The following is a 16,108-nucleotide window of genomic DNA, read 5'->3' on the forward strand; positions in this document are numbered from 1 at the left end:
CTCGGTGGCCTGGTCGTCCGGGTGGACGACGAGGTCATCAACGGCAGCATCGCTGCGCGACTCGAGGCCAGCGGCCGGCGGCTCGCCGGCTGAACCAGCTCGACCGGCACCGCCGCACCGCACCACCACAGACACCAGCAGGAAGAGGACGCAGAGCCATGGCCGAGCTGACGATCTCCGCGGACGAGATCCGCAGTGCCATCCAGAACTACGTCACCGACTACACCCCGGACGTCTCCCGGGAAGAGGTCGGGGTCGTCACCGAGTCCGGCGACGGGATCGCCCGGGTCGAGGGCCTGCCCTCGGTCATGACCAACGAGCTGCTCGAGTTCGAGGGCGGCGTGCGTGGCCTGGCCCTGAACCTCGACGTGCGCGAGGTCGGCGTCGTCATCCTGGGTGACTTCTCCGGCATCGAGGAGGGCCAGACGGTCCGCCGGACCGGCGAGGTCCTCTCGGTCCCCGTCGGCGACGGCTTCCTCGGCCGGGTCGTCGACCCGCTGGGCAACGCCATCGACGGCGGCAGCCCGATCGAGACCACCACCCGGCGCGCCCTGGAGCTGCAGGCGCCGACCGTGGTGCAGCGGCAGTCGGTGCACGAGCCGATGCAGACCGGCATCAAGGCCATCGACGCCATGACGCCGATCGGTCGCGGTCAGCGGCAGCTGATCATCGGCGACCGGCAGACCGGCAAGTCGGCGATCGCGCTGGACACGATCATCAACCAGAAGCAGGCCTGGGCGACCGGTGACCCGGCCCAGCAGGTGCGCTGCATCTACGTGGCGGTCGGCCAGAAGGGGTCGACGATCGCGGCGACCAAGGCCGCGCTCGAGGACGCCGGCGCGATGGAGTACACGACCATCGTCGCCGCCCCCGCCTCCGAGGCCGCCGGCTTCAAGTACATCGCCCCCTACACCGGCTCGGCCATCGGCCAGCACTGGATGTACGAGGGCAAGCACGTCCTGATCGTGTTCGACGACCTGTCCAAGCAGGCCGAGGCCTACCGCGCCGTGTCGCTGCTGCTGCGCCGCCCGCCGGGCCGTGAGGCCTACCCCGGCGACGTCTTCTACTTGCACTCCCGCCTGCTGGAGCGTTGCGCGAAGCTCAACGACGAGCTGGGTGCGGGCTCGATGACCGGTCTGCCGCTCATCGAGACCAAGGGCAACGACGTCTCGGCGTACATCCCGACCAACGTCATCTCGATCACCGACGGCCAGATCTTCCTGGAGACCGGCCTCTTCAACTCCGGTGTCCGCCCGGCGATCAACGTCGGTGTGTCGGTGTCCCGGGTGGGCGGTTCGGCGCAGATCAAGGCGATGAAGTCGGTCGCCGGTCGGCTGCGGCTGGACCTGGCCCAGTTCCGCGAGCTGGAGGCCTTCGCCTCCTTCTCATCCGACCTGGATGCCTCCAGCCGGGCGACCCTGGAGCGGGGTCAGCGTCTGGTCGAGCTGCTCAAGCAGGGTCAGTACTCCCCGTACCCGGTCGAGCGCGAGGTCGTCTCGCTGTGGCTGGGCACCACCGGCAAGCTGGACCGGGTGCCGGTGCCGGACGTGCGTCGCTTCGAGGCCGAGTTCCTCGACTTCCTGGGCCGGGGCGACAGCATCGTGTTCGACTCGATCCGGACCTCCAAGAAGCTCGAGGACGACACCGTCGCCAGCCTGGAGTCCTCGGTCGAGACGTTCTACGGCCAGTTCACCACCTCCGAGGGTGAGTCACTCCGGGGCAACGAGCCCGAGGCCGAGGCCATGGACGCTCGTGAGCGGGGCCAGGAGACCGTCCAGGTCAAGCGGGCCGGCTGACGATGGCTGGTTCCCTCCGCGCGCTGCGCCGCCGGATCCGCTCCACCCAGTCGACGAAGAAGATCTTCTCGGCCCAGGAGTTGATCGCTGCCGCGCGCATCGTCCGTGCCCAGGCCCGGGTGGAGGCCTCCAAGCCCTATGCCCGGGAGATCACCCGCGTGCTGTCGGCGCTGGCAGGCTCGGCGAGCCTGGACCACCCGCTGCTGACCGACCGGGAGAACCCCAGGCGGGTCGCCGTCCTGGTGGTCACCTCCGACCGTGGGTTCGCCGGCTCGTACAACGTCAACGTGCTGCGGCGGACCGAGGAGCTCCTCGCCCTGCTCCGCGACGAGGGCAAGGAGCCGCTGCTCTACGTCGTCGGCCGCAAGGGCGAGACGTACTACCGGTTCCGCGACCGGGACGTGGAGGAGACCTGGAGCGGGTTCTCCGAGCAGCCCGGCTACGAGAACGCGCAGGACATCGGCCGCACCCTCATCGCCGCCTTCACCGCTGGTGAGGACGACGACGAGACCGGCGCTGGTGCCGACGACGTGCTCGGCGTGGACGAACTGCACATCGTCTACACCGAGTTCCGGTCCCTGCTCTCCCAGGTGCCGGTGGCCAACCGCATGGCGCCACTGGTCGTGGAGGAGGTCGACGAGCTGCGGGACGACCGCGACGCGCAGGTCGAGGAGTCGCGCAGCTCGGACATCACGCCGGCGTACGAGTTCGAGCCGTCGGCCGAGCAGCTGCTGGACGCGTTGTTGCCGAAGTACGTGACCACCCGGATCTACGCGGCACTGCTCGAGGCAGCCGCCTCGGAGTCGGCGTCGCGCCGCCGGGCGATGAAGTCGGCGTCGGACAACGCCGAGGAGCTGGCCAAGAACCTCTCCCGGCAGGCCAACGCGGCCCGTCAGGCGGAGATCACCCAGGAGATCAGCGAGATCGTCGGCGGTGCCGACGCACTCGTGTCGGCCAACGCCGACGACTGAGCCACCCGCCCCGTCCGCGGCACCGACCGCCGCGGACGGGGACCATCAAGACGCGAGACCACCGAGCCCGAGGGCAGGAGAGCAGCACAGATGACCGTCACCGAGGAACGTCCGTCCAGCCAGGAGACCGTCGGCGCAGGCCGCGTCGTCCGGGTCACGGGCCCGGTCGTCGACGTCGAGTTCCCCCGCGACGCGATGCCCGAGCTCTTCAACGCCCTCAAGGTCGAGGTCACCCTCGCCGACCTGGGCAAGACGCTGACCCTCGAGGTCGCCCAGCACCTGGGCGACAACGTGGTCCGCACCATCTCGATGGCCCCGACCGACGGTCTGGTCCGCGGTGCCCCGGTGAGCGACACCGGGTCCCCGATCATGGTGCCCGTCGGCGACGTGGTGACCGGCCACGTGTTCAACGCCCTGGGGGAGTGCCTGGACACCCCGGGCTACGCCGAGGACGCCCTGCACTGGTCGATCCACCGCAACGCGCCCAAGTTCGACCAGCTGGAAGGCCGCACCGAGCTGCTGGAGACGGGGATCAAGGTCATCGACCTGCTGACCCCCTACGTCCGCGGTGGGAAGATCGGCCTGTTCGGCGGTGCCGGTGTCGGCAAGACGGTGCTCATCCAGGAGATGATCCGTCGCGTCGCCCAGGAGTTCGGTGGTGTGTCGGTGTTCGCCGGCGTCGGCGAGCGCACCCGTGAGGGCAACGACCTCATCACCGAGATGACCGAGTCCGGCGTCATCAACTCGACCGCACTGGTCTTCGGTCAGATGGACGAGCCGCCGGGCACCCGGCTCCGGGTCGCGCTGTCCGCCCTGACGATGGCGGAGTACTTCCGCGACGAGCAGGACCAGGACGTGCTGCTCTTCATCGACAACATCTTCCGGTTCACCCAGGCCGGCTCCGAGGTCTCCACGCTGCTGGGGCGCATGCCCTCCGCGGTGGGCTACCAGCCGACCCTGGCCGACGAGATGGGCACGCTCCAGGAGCGGATCACCTCCACGCGGGGTCGGTCCATCACCTCGCTGCAGGCGATCTACGTCCCCGCCGACGACATCACCGACCCGGCGCCGCACACCACGTTCGCCCACCTCGACGCGACGACCGTGCTCTCCCGGCCGATCTCGGAGAAGGGCATCTACCCGGCCGTCGACCCGCTGGACTCCACCAGCCGGATCCTCGACGCGCAGTACATCGGGCAGGAGCACTACGACACCGCCCGCGAGGTCCAGCGGATCCTGCAGCGTTACCAGGAGCTGCAGGACATCATCGCGATCCTCGGCATCGACGAGCTCGGCGAAGAGGACAAGCTCACCGTCAACCGCGCCCGTCGCATCGAGCGGTTCCTCTCGCAGAACATGTTCGTCGCCGAGGCGTTCACCGGGCAGCCCGGTTCCTACGTCCCGCTCACCGAGACGTTGGAGGCCTTCAAGGCGCTGACGGTCGGCGACTACGACCACGTCCCGGAGCAGGCCTTCTTCATGTGCGGTGGCCTCGAGGACCTCGAGCGGAACTACGACAAGCTCAAGAAGAGCTGAGCAAGGACCCCTCGCCCCCGCCGCTCGCAGGTTCGCGACGGGCCCTGCGAGGGGGCCGTCCCAGCACCCCGCCACGGCCGGGCATCCCTTCGGGGGTGCCCGGCCGTGGCGTTTGCCCGGCCGTTCCGTCCCCGGCCTTGGCGTCCTCCGGCGGCAGGCGTCCGATCGCGGCATCGACGCCGTGACGGTCTGCGCGCCCGCGGCGCCGCTGTGCCTCCGGCACGCCATCCGTTCGAGTGGGCGGGAGCGCAGGGCCTCAAGTTCGGGCGGCCGGGTGACGAACATGAGTTCCGGTACGTCCGAGCGGCGGGCGTCACGCACAGGAGAACGACTCGTGCACAGCAGACGCACCACCCTGCCCCCCGTCTCCGGCGGGCCCGCGGCGGGACGCCGCGAGGAGACCGACGGCCAGGTGCCCCCGGGCGACGTCCTGGAGTGGAGCTGGCCGCCGTACGCGCCGCTGCCCGTGGACGGCGAGCCGTTCGACACGGCCGAGTGGGCACCGCCGTCGGTGGTGTGGCACCCGCAGCTGCGGCTGGGGCGCTGGACGGTGGTCTACCGCCGCACCGTCTGCTGACGGAACCCGCACCACCCGCCGGCCCGCGACGTGGTCGGCAGAGGGACCGAGCTCCCCCGATCGGGGCGGTCGTCGGCAGGGTCGGCAGCCTGTGGCGGGACCGGCGCCCGGCCGCCGGTACAGTGTCAGGGACCCGCTGCCGCGTCCATCCGGACCGGCGGCCCGCATCACCGGCCTGGCACGGGCGGTCGATGACCCTGGAGGACAGACGTGGCGACCCTGCAGGTCGAGCTCGTGGCCGTGGAGAAGATGCTCTGGTCCGGTGAGGCCAGCATGGTCATCGCCCGCACGACCGAGGGTGAGCTCGGTGTCATGCCCGGTCACTCGCCACTGCTGGGCGAGCTGGCTCCCGGCGGCGTGGTGACGATCCGCACGGAGTCGGGGGAGGACCTCGTCGTCGCCGCGCACGGTGGCTTCCTCTCGGTGACCGAGCGAGGTGTCTCCATCCTGGCCGAGACCGCCGAGATCTCCACCGACATCGACGTGGAGCGGGCCCGCGAGGCGCTCCGCCGCGCGGAGCAGGACAGCGACGACCCGGAGGCCGTCGCCGCCGCGAGGCGGGCCCAGTCCCGGCTCCGCGCCGCCGGCCAGAACGCCTGACCGCCGCCTGAGTCACTCTCGACCCGCCCTCGGCCGACGAGCCCCGCCCGGTGACCACCGCCGTCCTGGTCCTCGTCGGGCTGTTGGTGGTCGCGCTGGTCGCCGCGTTCCTGCTGCGCCGGTGGTTCCTGCTCTCCGGGCTGGGGGCGGTCACCATGTGGCTGCGTGCGCCCGGCACCTCCCGGTGGGCCGTGGGTGTGGCCTGGTACTCCGGCGACATGCTGCTCTGGTACCGCGCGTTGTCGCTGTCGGTCCGGCCGAACCGCCGCCTGTGCCGCGCCCAGTTCCAGGTCGACGCCCGGCGTCGCCCGACCGCTGAGGACCTGTCCCTGCCCGCCGACAGCGTGATCCTCACCGTCCGCACCGGAGCGGGGCCGCAGGAGCTGGCGATGGACTCCTCGACGGTGACCGGGTTCCTGTCCTGGATCGAGTCGGCTCCGCCGGTCGACCGCTGATCGAAGGACCCTCCTGCCCCCACCGCTCGCGGCGGGCCACTGCAGGAGGGCCGATCCAGCGCGTCACCCGGCTCGGGTGGTCCTAGCTCTCGCGAGCCGCGCGCTGGGCGTGGACGCCGCTGTGGGCGCCGGGCTCCCACAGCACGTCGCCGTCGGGGTTGGCGGCGCGGGCGAGGATGAACAGCAGGTCCGAGAGCCGGTTGAGGTACCGGGCGGTCTCGGCGTTGGTCCGCTCCGCATCGACCGTCAGCAACGCCCACACGCTGCGCTCGGCCCGCCGGGCCACCGTCCGCGCCGTGTGGAGCAGTGCGGCGAGCGGGGTGCCCCCCGGGAGGACGAACGAGGTGAGCGCGGGCAGCTCGGCGTTGGCGGCGTCGCAGGCCGCCTCCAGCCGCTCGGTGTAGGCGGCAGTGATCCGCAGCGGCGGGTGCTCCGGCGCCTCCTGGATCGGGGTGGAGAGGTCGGCGCCGACGTCGAAGAGGTCGTTCTGCACGCTGCGGAGCAGCTTGGTGACCTCGGCCGACGGCCCGCCCAGCGCGACGGCGACCCCGAGCGAACTGTTCGTCTCGTCGACGTCGGCGTAGGCCACCAGCCGCGGATCGGTCTTGGCCACCCGGGACATGTCCCCGAGGTGGGTCTGCCCGGCGTCACCGGTGCGGGTGTAGATGCGGGTCAGCCGGACGGTCATGGGGCCGAGCCTAGGCCGGACCGGGGGGCGGGGCGCCAGCCCCGCGCCCCGGCGGGCGACATCCACCGCCGCATCTAGGCTGGGCGGCGTGGAGTGCTTCGAGGTGACCGGCGGGGCGTCCCTGCGTGGCCGCGTCCGGGTGACCGGTGCCAAGAACAGCGCGCTCAAGCTGATGGCGGCGGCGCTGCTCGCCCCGGGCCGGACGACGCTGGACGAGGTGCCCGACATCCTCGACGTCACGATCATGAGCGAGGTGCTGCGGCGCCTCGGCTGCGGTGTGACCTTCGAGCGCTACCCGCTGGAGCCCGGCGGCAGCCCGAGCGGCGGCGGGCGGGTGCTGATCGACGTCCCCGAGCGTCCCTCCAGCGAGACCGACTACGACCTCGTCCGTCGGATGCGTGCCTCGATCAGCGTGCTCGGCCCGCTGGTGGCCCGGCTGGGCACCGCCAAGGTCGCGCTGCCCGGCGGCGACGCCATCGGCTCCCGTGGGTTGGACATGCACATCGCCGGCCTGGAGCGCCTCGGCGCCACCGTGGTCAACGAGCACGGCTTCCTGATCGCCACCGCCCCCAAGCTGGTCGGCACCTCGATCTGGCTCGACTTCCCCTCCGTGGGCGCCACCGAGAACCTGGTGATGGCCGCCGCCCTGGCCCAGGGGACGACGATCGTGGACAACGCCGCCCGCGAGCCGGAGATCGTCGACCTGTGCCGGATGCTGAGCGCGATGGGCGCCCGGATCGAGGGCGCCGGCACCTCCACGATCACGGTGGAGGGAGTGCGCGAGCTGCGGCCGGTGTCCTACTCCACCGTCCCGGACCGGATCGTGGCGGGGACCTGGGCGATCGGCGCGGTGATGACCCGGGGCGACCTGGTGATCGAGCGGGCGGTGGCCGAGCACCTGAGCGTGCCGCTGGAGAAGCTGGTCAACGCCGGGGCGACCGTGGAGTCGCTGGACGACGGCATCCGGGTGGCGATGGCGGACCGGCCGCGGGGCATGGACATCGTGACGCTGCCGTTCCCCGGCTTCCCGACCGACCTGCAGCCGATGGCCGTGGCGCTGGCCGCGGTCTCCAGCGGCACCGCACTGATCACCGAGAACGTCTTCGAGGGCCGGTTCATGTTCGTCAACGAGCTGGTCCGGCTCGGGGCCGACGTGCGCATCGACGGCCACCACGCGGTGGTCCGGGGGCGGGAGCGGCTCTCCAGCGCTCCCGTGCTGGCCACCGACATCCGCGCGGGTGCCGGGCTGGTGCTCGCCGGGCTCCTCACCGACGGCGTCACCGAGGTGCAGGACGTGCACCACGTCGACCGCGGCTACCCGGACTTCACCGAGCAGCTGCGTGGCGTGGGCGTGCAGATCGAGCGGACCCAGCGCCCGAACTGACGTCCTCGTTCAGCGCCCGCCGAAGGAGAGCGCGAGTGCGCGGGCGCGCTCGAGGTCCTCGGGGAAGACGAGGACGTCGGCCCGGTGTGCGGCCGGCTCGCGGATCGTGGACCGGATGCCGGCGTCGCTCAGCACGGCCCGCAGGGCCAGCGCCGACTCCCGGCGGGTGAGCGTGGCCACCGGCGTGAGCAGCTCCTCGCGCCGCACCGGTTTGCCCGACGAGGAGCCCGAGGCGAAGGCCCAGCGCAGGAAGAGCGCGATCAGCGCGAGCATGACCAGGGCGAGGGCCGGGCCCACGGCGTAGTGCAGGCTCCCGGCGTCGATCGGCACGCTGACCTCCCTGCGGCGGCGGCGGCGGCCGGCCGGCCGCGAGCCCGGAGCCGAGTGTGCCACCGCTGGAGGACACCCGTGGCTACTGGCCAGTAACCGCCCTACACTCCGCTGGCATGCCGTTCCCTTCAGCGCCGAAGGACCGCGACCGTCCCTGGGTCATGCGCACCTACGCCGGCCACTCCTCGCCCGCGGAGTCCAACGCCCTCTACCGGCGGAACCTCGCCAAGGGACAGACCGGGTTGTCCGTCGCCTTCGACCTCCCCACCCAGACCGGCTACGACCCCGACGACGAGCTGGCCGTCGGGGAGGTCGGCAAGGTCGGGGTGCCGGTCACCCACATCGGCGACATGCGGGCGCTGTTCGACGGCATCCCGCTGGACGAGATGAACACGTCGATGACGATCAACGCGACGGCGATGTGGCTGCTGGCGCTCTACCAGGCGGTCGCGGAGGAACACGGCCACGACGTCGCGCAGCTGGCCGGGACGACGCAGAACGACATCATCAAGGAGTACCTGTCCCGCGGGACCTACGTCTTCCCGCCGGCGCAGAGCATGCGGCTGATCACCGACATGGTCGCCTACACGGTGACGGCGATGCCGCGGTGGAACCCGATCAACATCTGCAGCTACCACCTGCAGGAGGCCGGGGCCACGCCGGTGCAGGAGATCGCCTACGCGATGAGCACCGCGATCGCCGTCCTGGACTCGGTGCGCGACTCCGGCCAGGTGCCGGCCGAGCGCTTCGGTGACGTCGTCGCCCGGATCTCCTTCTTCGTCAACGCCGGGGTCCGGTTCGTCGAGGAGATGTGCAAGATGCGTGCCTTCGGCCAGCTCTGGGGCGAGCTGACGGCCGAGCGCTACGGCGTGACCGACCCGAAGCAGCGGCGCTTCCGGTACGGGGTGCAGGTCAACTCCCTCGGCCTGACCGAGGCGCAGCCGGAGAACAACGTCCAGCGGATCGTGCTGGAGATGCTCGCGGTCACGCTGTCCCGCGACGCCCGGGCCCGGGCGGTGCAGCTGCCGGCCTGGAACGAGGCGCTCGGTCTGCCGCGGCCCTGGGACCAGCAGTGGTCGCTGCGGCTGCAGCAGGTGCTCGCGTTCGAGACCGACCTGCTGGAGTACGAGGACCTGTTCACCGGCTCGGTGGTGGTCGAGCGCAAGGTCGCCGAGCTGGTCGAGGGCGCCCGGGCGGAGATCGCCCGGGTGCAGGAGCTGGGCGGCGCGGTGGCCGCGGTCGAGTCCGGCTACATGAAGGGCGAGCTGGTGGCCTCGCTGGCCCAGCGCCGTCGCCGGATGGAGAGCGGCGAGGACGTCGTCGTCGGCGTCAACCGGTACACGACCAGCGAGCCCAACCCGCTGCTGGCCGACCTCGAGACCGCGATCCAGACCGTCGACCCGGCGGTCGAGGCAGCGGCCCAGGCCGCGGTGCAGCGGTGGCGCGCCGAACGGGCGCCCGGGCCGGTGGCCGAGGCGCTCGCCGAGCTGCGCGCGGCCGCGGGCACCGACGTGAACCTGATGGCCGCCACGCTGCGCTGCGCCCGGGCCGGCGTGACGACGGGGGAGTGGGCGGGCGCGCTGCGGGCGGTGTTCGGCGAGTACCGGGCGCCCACCGGCGTCGGGGCCGCGGGCGCCGGCGCGGCCGACACCGCGCTGACCGAGGTGCGCGAGCTGGTCCGCCGCACCGGCGCGGAGCTGGGCGGCCGGCTGCGCTTCCTGGTCGGCAAGCCGGGGCTGGACGGGCACTCCAACGGCGCCGAGCAGATCGCCGTGCGGGCCCGCGACGCCGGCTTCGAGGTGGTCTACCAGGGCATCCGGCTCACCCCGGCGCAGATCGTCTCCGCGGCCGTCGAGGAGGACGTGCACGTGGTCGGCCTGTCGGTGCTGTCGGGGTCGCATCTGCAGGTGGTCCCGGCGGTGCTGGACGGCCTGCGGGCGGCCGGTCTGGACGACGTCCCGGTCGTGGTCGGCGGGATCGTCCCGGACGGCGATGCCCGGCGGTTGCGGGACCTCGGGGTGGCCCGGGTGTTCACGCCGAAGGACTTCGGGATCACCGACATCATGGCCGAGGTGGTCGCCGTCGTCCGCGAGGCGAACGGCCTCCCGGCGCCCCTGCCCGTCTGAGGGACGAACGTCGCCGACACGGCTACTGCCTATTGACAATCGATCGACAGCTGGCGAATCTCGATCCATGTCGCCCGCACATCCGCTGCTGTTCCCGATCCGGTTCCTGCTCGCGCTGGTGTTCGCCGCGCTCGTCGCCGCCCAGATCTGGGCAGTGCCCGGGATGCTGCCGGACCTGGCCGACCCGTCGCTGGAGCAGTCCCTCGTGCGGTGGACGATGCTCGCGGTCTCGGTCCTGGGGCTGGCGTGCGTCCAGGTCGTCGTCGTCTGCACCTGGCAGCTGCTGACCATGGTCCGGACGGACTGCATCTTCAGCGCGAGGTCGCTGCCGTGGGTCAACGCGATCGTGGCGGCGATGGCCGTCGGCTGGCTCATGCTCCTGGGCGCCTTCGTGAGCTCGTACTACTTCATCATCGACGAGGTCAGCGACGACCCGGGCCCGCCGGTGCTCCTGCTGGTGCTGCTGCTGGTCGGTGCCGTGGTGGGGCTGCTGATGGTGGTCATGCGCGCGCTGCTGCAGCAGGCCACCACGCTGCGGACCGACATGGAAGCGGTCATCTGATGGCGATCGTCGTGCGCATCGACGTTGAGCTGGCCAAGCGGAAGATGAGCGTCGGGGAGTTCGCCGAGCGGGTCGGGCTCACCCCGGCCAACGTGGCGGTGCTGAAGAACGGCCGGGCCAAGGCCGTCCGCTTCAGCACCCTGGAGGCGATGTGCCGGGTGCTGGACTGCCAGCCCGGCGACCTCCTCGAGTGGGTCGAGGACGACCACGCCGAGCCGTTGGCCGTGCAGGCGGCCCGCCGGTGACCGGGTCCGTGCTCCATGCGGACCCGGTGACCGACCGGCGGGTTGCCCCGGCCGTCACCCGAGCCGGACGACGACGCCCTCGGTCGCGCTGCGGCGGGCGGCGTCGAGCACGGTGAGCGAGGCGACGGCGTCCCGCGGCTCGACCGGCACCAGGCCCAGGCCGCGGACCGCGGCGGCGAACGCCGGGTAGAACGTGTCCCAGGCGCCGGGCAGGGTGGGCACCCGGTCCTCGTGGTCCCCCCGCCGGACCCGACCCCAGCGCTCCGCCGGCTCGGCGCCCCAGTCCGGCCCGAGCGTGGCCGGGGTCTCCCCGGCGATCAGTGCGTCCTCCTGGCCGTCCATCGGCCCGCCGACGACGTAGCTGCCGGCCGTGCCGGTGACCCGGAACCGGTTGCCCGGTGCGCCCTCGCTCCAGCTGCCGGCCAGGTGCGAGCGGGCTCCGTCGGTGTGCGTCAGGGCGATGAAGACGTCGTCGTCCAGCCCGTTCGGGCGCACCCGCCACTCGGCGTAGACCGACGTCACCGGGCCGAGCAGCACCAGGGCCTGGTCGACCAGGTGGCTGCCGAAGTCCAGCAGCGTGCCGCCTCCGGACGGTGCCGGGCCGGGGTCGGGCGTGAACCGCTCGAACCGGGACTCGAACCGGGTGATCCGGCCCAGCGTCCCGGCCTCGGCGAGGGCCTGGACGGTGCGGAAGTCGGAGTCCCAGCGGCGGTTCTGGTACGGCGCCAGCGGCAGGCCGAGCCGGTGGGCCCGCTCGGCACTGGACCGGGCGGAGGGGGCGTCCAGTGCGAAGGGCTTGTCGCAGACGACGGCCAGGCCGAGGTCGAGCGCCTCGTCGGTGAGCGCGGTGTGGGTGTCGGCGGGTGTCGAGATGGCCACCGCCTCGACGCCGGCCGCGGCCAGCTCGGCCAGGGAGCCGACGGCGGTCGCACCCGGGTGCTCGCGGCTGAGCAGCTCGCGGCGCTCGGTCGAGGAGGTCGCCACGACGACGAGGTCGCACTCCGCGGCGGCGGCGAGCAGCGGGGCGTGGAAGTACCGGCCGCCGAAGCCGTACCCCACCAGGCCGAACCGAACGGGTTCCATCAGTCTCGTGCTCCTCGGGTCAGGTGTGCCGCGTCGGGGGCGTGCCGGGTCATCGTGCCGGTCACGGCAGCCGCGGGCCGAACCGGACGTCGACGCCGGGGGAGAAGAGCACGCTGTCCGGGGCGCCGCCCACCGTGGGCAGGCCGGCGGCGGCGACCAGGTCGTCCTCGAGGTCGAGCAGCTCCGCGGCGTGCAGTGGCCACTCCGGGTGCTCGTTCGGCCAGTAGGCCAGCCGGCCCAGGGTGGTCTGGTGCAGCCCCCAACGGCTGGTGAGGAACCGCGGCAGCGGACCGGGGTCGGTCAGCCGGTCACCCACCCGGACGGCGATGGTGCCCCCGGCGCCCCGGGGCCCGGGCCACCGACGGGCCGCCCGGTAGGTGAGCTGGTCGCCGTCACGGGCGATGCGCATCCGGGACCACAGGTAGGGCAGGCGGGCGACCCAGCGGGCGGCGAGCACCGGCAGCAGCCGGTCGGCCTCCAGCGACCGGAAGACCACGCCCCGCCGTCCCTGCGCATCCACCGAGTACAGCCGCACGTTCGTCTCAGCGAAGGAGCCGAGGTAGGGCAGCCCCGGCGCCCCGAGCAGGCCGATCCGGCGCATCCGGAAGGGGATGAGGCCGACGTAGGTCGCGCCGTCCAGCTCGTCGGGCTCGGTGCCGGCCGGCAGCAGCGGGGCGACCAGGGCCGGGTCGACGGCCCAGTGCAGGAACGTGACGTCCCGCCAGCCCTGGGTGAAGACGGTGCGGCTCACCGGTCGCGGGGTGGTGGGGGTGATGCTCTCGACGGTGCTCACCCGGTCAGCCTGCCCCCACCTCGGTGGGGGTGCGCTCGGCCCCTGTGTCGCCGGATGCCGTCGTGTCGTCGGAGCTCCGTCGCCGGTGCAGGAGGAACCGGAGTCCCTCGCCCAGCGCAGCCAGAGCCAGGGCCAGTCCGAGCCCCAGCAGCAGGCCGCGCAGCGGGTCGCGCTCGAAGGCCAGCCCGCCGACGTACCCGATGCCGGCCGACCAGCCGGCCCAGGTCAGGGCGGCCAGCGCGGCGAAGGGCGTGAACCGGCGCAGCGGCCAGCCCACCGCCCCGGCGGTCAGCGTCACCGCCGTCCGCAGGCCCGGCACGTACCGGGCGGTGACCAGCAGGACGCCGCCGCGCGCGGCCAGCAACCGCGACGCCCGGTCCAGCGCTGCCCGCCGCCGGCTCCCCGGCCGGGCCCACCCGTACAGCCGGGGGCCGGCCAGGTGCCCGATCAGGTAGGAGGTGTGGTCACCGGCGAAGGCACCCAGCGTGGCCACCGCGACCACCAGGGCCAGGTCGGGCTGCCCGGTGGCGGCGAAGACCCCGGCGGTGATCACCACGCTCTCGCCCGGCACAACGGGCAGGAAGCCGTCGAGCGCGGCCAGCGAGAACAGGACCAGGTACACCCACGGCGAGGCCATCAGCTCCTGCACCCAGCCGAGCACGGCGTCGGTCACGGTCGGCTCCCCGGGGACGGCATGCCCCGAGCCTGCTCGGCGGGGGAGCGGTGCACATCCACCTGAGGTAGCCGGCGGTCTCCCCCGAGAGGATGACGGGACGGAGCCCTTCGACGGGGGCCGCCTCCGGTCCCGGTCCGTTCGGCCGGTCGTTGGTCATGATCCCGCTCACGCCGCGGAATGGCGGACGGCGGTGCGGGCCTTCGCCTGCACGTGACGGATCTGTGGGGCCTGACGCGGCGGCGCGTCGTCGACCACGGGCGGATGACCACCTCCCGCTAGGGGTGCGCCGGCTCTCCCCTCCACCACCCCTGCACCGCCCCAGAGAGGCACCCCTCCCGTGCTCGCACGTCTCCGCCGCGTCCCGTTCGCGGTCCAGGTCCTGCTCGGCCTGGTCATCGGCATCGCCCTCGGCCTGGTGGCCCGCGCGATGGGCCCGGTCGCCGGCTCCTTCGTCGACGGCGTCCTGGTGCCCGGCACCGACGCCAACTGGCTGACCAGCACCCTCACCACCATCGGCAACACCTTCGTCGGGCTGCTGCGCGCGATCGTCGTCCCGCTGATCGTCACCGCCATCATCGTCAGCATCGCCAACCTCAAGCAGGTCTCCAACGCCGCCCGGCTGGCCGGTCAGACCCTGTTGTGGTTCGCGATCACCTCGCTCATCGCCGTCTCCATCGGCATCGGCATCGGACTGCTCACCCAGCCCGGCAACCGCAGCTCGGTGGACGCCGACCTCGCCGCGGCCCCGGCGACCACCGGCTCGTGGTGGGACTTCCTCACCGGGCTGGTCCCGGCCAACTTCCTCGGCCTGGAGGGGAACGGAGACGGCGGGGTCAGCTTCAACATCCTGCAGCTGATCGTCGTCTCGGTCGCCATCGGCGTGGCCGCGCTGAAGGTCGGCGACGCCGCGGACCCGTTCCTGTCGGTCACCCGCTCGGTGCTGGCGATCGTGCAGAAGGTCCTCTGGTGGGTCATCCTGCTCGCGCCGCTGGGCACCGTCGGGCTGATCGGCAAGGCCGTGGCCAGCTACGGCTGGGAGTCCCTCGGTTCGCTCGGGGTCTTCGTCGGCGCGGTGTACGCCGGCCTGGCGATCGTGCTGCTGGTCGTCTACCCGGTGCTGCTCAAGCTGCACGGGCTGTCGCCGGTGCGCTTCTACGCCGGTGCCTGGCCGGCGATCCAGCTGGCCTTCGTGTCCCGCAGCTCCATCGGCACGCTGCCGGTGACCCAGCGGGTGACCGAGGCCGACCTCGGGGTGCCCCGGAGTTATGCCTCCTTCGCGGTGCCGCTGGGCGCGACGACGAAGATGGACGGCTGCGCGGCGATCTACCCGGCGCTGGCCGCGATCTTCGTGGCGGAGTTCTTCGACGTCGACCTCTCGATCACCGACTACCTGTTGATCGCCCTGGTGTCGGTGGTGGGCTCGGCGGCGACCGCAGGCGTGACCGGGGCGGTGGTGATGCTGACCCTCACGCTGTCCACGCTGGGCCTGCCGCTGGCCGGCGTCGGCCTGCTGCTGGCGGTCGACCCGATCCTGGACATGGGCCGCACCGCCACCAACGTGACCGGCCAGGCGCTGGTGCCCACGATCGTGGCCAAGCGCGAGGGGCTGCTGGACCTGGTGCGGTTCAACTCGACCCGGACCGCCGACCCGCTGGCCCCGATCGAGCAGCGCGGCGGGGTGGACGGCGACCTGCGCGCGCCGCAGCCGGCCTGAGCCCCGGGTGCTCCCCGGGTCACTGGCCCGGGGAGCGCCCTGCCCTCAGTCGGTCAGGTCGGCGCAGCCGGACTCGTGCGGCAGCAGCGGGCGGAAGGTGATCGACCAGCGCGCGCCGTCCGCGCCGACCCAGGGGGTCATGGTGGTGGCGTCCCGGGCGACGTCGGCGAGGGCCTGCGCCTCCTCGCCGGTCGCGGTCACACAGGTCACCTCCGGCGCGATCGGTTCGCCCGGCAGTGCCGGCCCCGGCCAGGGCAGCTCCGGGTGGGCCAGTTCGTCGGCCGGCTCGGTCCACGGTCGGGCGAGCGCTGCGACCGCTTCTGGGGTGTAGGGCTCCGGCGCCTCGCTCTCGGCGCCGACGGCCTGGGTGAGGTCGGTCAGGTCGTCGAGCAGGTCCTGCAGCGCCGTCCGCGCCTCCTCCTGCTCCTCGGTGAGCCCGCCGGCGCCCACGGACTCCCGCAGCGCGTAGACCTCCCGGGTGACCGGGCCCTCGTCGGTGACCAGGGTGAAGCGGGTGGAGGTGGCATCGGCCAGCGGCGGGGAGCCGAGGTCGGCGGTCTCCGCGATGCCGG

At 72.7% G+C, this 16,108-nt stretch carries 18 protein-coding genes; 12 read left to right on the forward strand and 6 right to left on the reverse strand.

Features of this window, described 5'->3' with window-relative positions:
• Nucleotides 1–9: 9 nt before the first annotated feature.
• From G5C62_RS28200 to G5C62_RS19385, 7 genes are all read left to right on the forward strand, one after another.
• Nucleotides 10–93 carry a hypothetical protein gene (locus tag G5C62_RS28200; RefSeq protein ID WP_277424809.1) on the forward strand — a complete coding sequence of 28 codons (84 nt, stop codon included), beginning with the start codon at nucleotides 10–12 and terminating at the stop codon, nucleotides 91–93.
• Nucleotides 94–158: 65 nt separating this feature from the next.
• Complete coding sequence (atpA, locus tag G5C62_RS19360; protein ID WP_164702310.1) at nucleotides 159–1,796, forward strand: F0F1 ATP synthase subunit alpha; 1,638 nt, start codon at nucleotides 159–161, stop codon at nucleotides 1,794–1,796.
• Between the two features lie 2 nt (nucleotides 1,797–1,798).
• Nucleotides 1,799–2,767: a F0F1 ATP synthase subunit gamma gene (locus G5C62_RS19365; RefSeq protein ID WP_036340166.1), complete on the forward strand. Its 969-nt coding sequence runs from the start codon at nucleotides 1,799–1,801 to the stop codon at nucleotides 2,765–2,767.
• Between the two features lie 90 nt (nucleotides 2,768–2,857).
• Nucleotides 2,858–4,303 carry a F0F1 ATP synthase subunit beta gene (atpD, locus tag G5C62_RS19370; protein ID WP_036340163.1) on the forward strand — a complete coding sequence of 482 codons (1,446 nt, stop codon included), beginning with the start codon at nucleotides 2,858–2,860 and terminating at the stop codon, nucleotides 4,301–4,303.
• 334 nt (nucleotides 4,304–4,637) lie between these two features.
• Complete coding sequence (locus tag G5C62_RS19375) at nucleotides 4,638–4,880, forward strand: hypothetical protein (RefSeq protein ID WP_036340160.1); 243 nt, start codon at nucleotides 4,638–4,640, stop codon at nucleotides 4,878–4,880.
• 210 nt (nucleotides 4,881–5,090) lie between these two features.
• Nucleotides 5,091–5,480 carry a F0F1 ATP synthase subunit epsilon gene (locus tag G5C62_RS19380; protein WP_164702311.1) on the forward strand — a complete coding sequence of 130 codons (390 nt, stop codon included), beginning with the start codon at nucleotides 5,091–5,093 and terminating at the stop codon, nucleotides 5,478–5,480.
• 50 nt (nucleotides 5,481–5,530) lie between these two features.
• Nucleotides 5,531–5,935 carry a DUF2550 domain-containing protein gene (locus G5C62_RS19385; protein ID WP_164702312.1) on the forward strand — a complete coding sequence of 135 codons (405 nt, stop codon included), beginning with the start codon at nucleotides 5,531–5,533 and terminating at the stop codon, nucleotides 5,933–5,935.
• An 82-nt stretch (nucleotides 5,936–6,017) separates the two neighbouring features.
• On the opposite strand, the gene G5C62_RS19390 is transcribed toward G5C62_RS19385, so the two are convergent.
• Nucleotides 6,018–6,623 carry a cob(I)yrinic acid a,c-diamide adenosyltransferase gene (locus G5C62_RS19390; protein ID WP_164702313.1) on the reverse strand — a complete coding sequence of 202 codons (606 nt, stop codon included), beginning with the start codon at nucleotides 6,621–6,623 and terminating at the stop codon, nucleotides 6,018–6,020.
• Between the two features lie 88 nt (nucleotides 6,624–6,711).
• On the opposite strand from G5C62_RS19390, the gene murA reads away from it, so the two are divergent.
• A complete protein-coding gene (gene murA, locus G5C62_RS19395; protein ID WP_036340150.1) occupies nucleotides 6,712–8,007 on the forward strand; it encodes a UDP-N-acetylglucosamine 1-carboxyvinyltransferase in 1,296 nt (431 codons plus the stop codon).
• Nucleotides 8,008–8,016: 9 nt separating this feature from the next.
• Here the strand turns inward: murA and G5C62_RS19400 are convergent, their stop codons facing one another.
• A complete protein-coding gene (locus tag G5C62_RS19400) occupies nucleotides 8,017–8,337 on the reverse strand; it encodes a hypothetical protein (protein ID WP_036340147.1) in 321 nt (106 codons plus the stop codon).
• A gap of 116 nt (nucleotides 8,338–8,453) precedes the next feature.
• On the opposite strand from G5C62_RS19400, the gene G5C62_RS19405 reads away from it, so the two are divergent.
• The 3 genes from G5C62_RS19405 (at nucleotide 8,454) to G5C62_RS19415 (ending at nucleotide 11,270) form a co-directional block, all read left to right on the forward strand.
• Nucleotides 8,454–10,463 (forward strand): methylmalonyl-CoA mutase family protein, encoded by a 2,010-nt coding sequence (locus G5C62_RS19405; protein ID WP_164702314.1) that lies wholly within the window; start codon nucleotides 8,454–8,456, stop codon nucleotides 10,461–10,463.
• Between the two features lie 67 nt (nucleotides 10,464–10,530).
• Complete coding sequence (locus G5C62_RS19410) at nucleotides 10,531–11,025, forward strand: DUF2975 domain-containing protein (protein WP_164702315.1); 495 nt, start codon at nucleotides 10,531–10,533, stop codon at nucleotides 11,023–11,025.
• Nucleotides 11,025–11,270: a helix-turn-helix transcriptional regulator gene (locus G5C62_RS19415; RefSeq protein WP_036340139.1), complete on the forward strand. Its 246-nt coding sequence runs from the start codon at nucleotides 11,025–11,027 to the stop codon at nucleotides 11,268–11,270. Before G5C62_RS19410 ends, G5C62_RS19415 begins: the two co-directional genes overlap by 1 nt.
• A gap of 54 nt (nucleotides 11,271–11,324) precedes the next feature.
• Here the strand turns inward: G5C62_RS19415 and G5C62_RS19420 are convergent, their stop codons facing one another.
• The 3 genes from G5C62_RS19420 to G5C62_RS19430 form a co-directional block, all read right to left on the reverse strand.
• Nucleotides 11,325–12,353, reverse strand: a complete 1,029-nt coding sequence (locus tag G5C62_RS19420; protein WP_206330737.1) for a Gfo/Idh/MocA family oxidoreductase — start codon at nucleotides 12,351–12,353, stop codon at nucleotides 11,325–11,327.
• A 61-nt stretch (nucleotides 12,354–12,414) separates the two neighbouring features.
• Nucleotides 12,415–13,146 (reverse strand): YqjF family protein, encoded by a 732-nt coding sequence (locus tag G5C62_RS19425; protein ID WP_036340134.1) that lies wholly within the window; start codon nucleotides 13,144–13,146, stop codon nucleotides 12,415–12,417.
• A 4-nt stretch (nucleotides 13,147–13,150) separates the two neighbouring features.
• The gene (locus G5C62_RS19430) at nucleotides 13,151–13,819 is read right to left on the reverse strand and encodes a DedA family protein (RefSeq protein ID WP_164702316.1); all 669 of its coding nucleotides are present in this window, start codon (nucleotides 13,817–13,819) and stop codon (nucleotides 13,151–13,153) included.
• 340 nt (nucleotides 13,820–14,159) lie between these two features.
• Between G5C62_RS19430 and G5C62_RS19435 the strand changes: the two genes are divergently transcribed.
• Nucleotides 14,160–15,536, forward strand: a complete 1,377-nt coding sequence (locus G5C62_RS19435) for a dicarboxylate/amino acid:cation symporter (protein WP_164702317.1) — start codon at nucleotides 14,160–14,162, stop codon at nucleotides 15,534–15,536.
• Between the two features lie 45 nt (nucleotides 15,537–15,581).
• Here the strand turns inward: G5C62_RS19435 and G5C62_RS19440 are convergent.
• The coding region (locus G5C62_RS19440) for a hypothetical protein (RefSeq protein ID WP_206330738.1) at nucleotides 15,582–16,108 on the reverse strand (527 nt) is incomplete at its 5' end.

Source organism: Modestobacter sp. KNN46-3, from assembly GCF_011039295.1.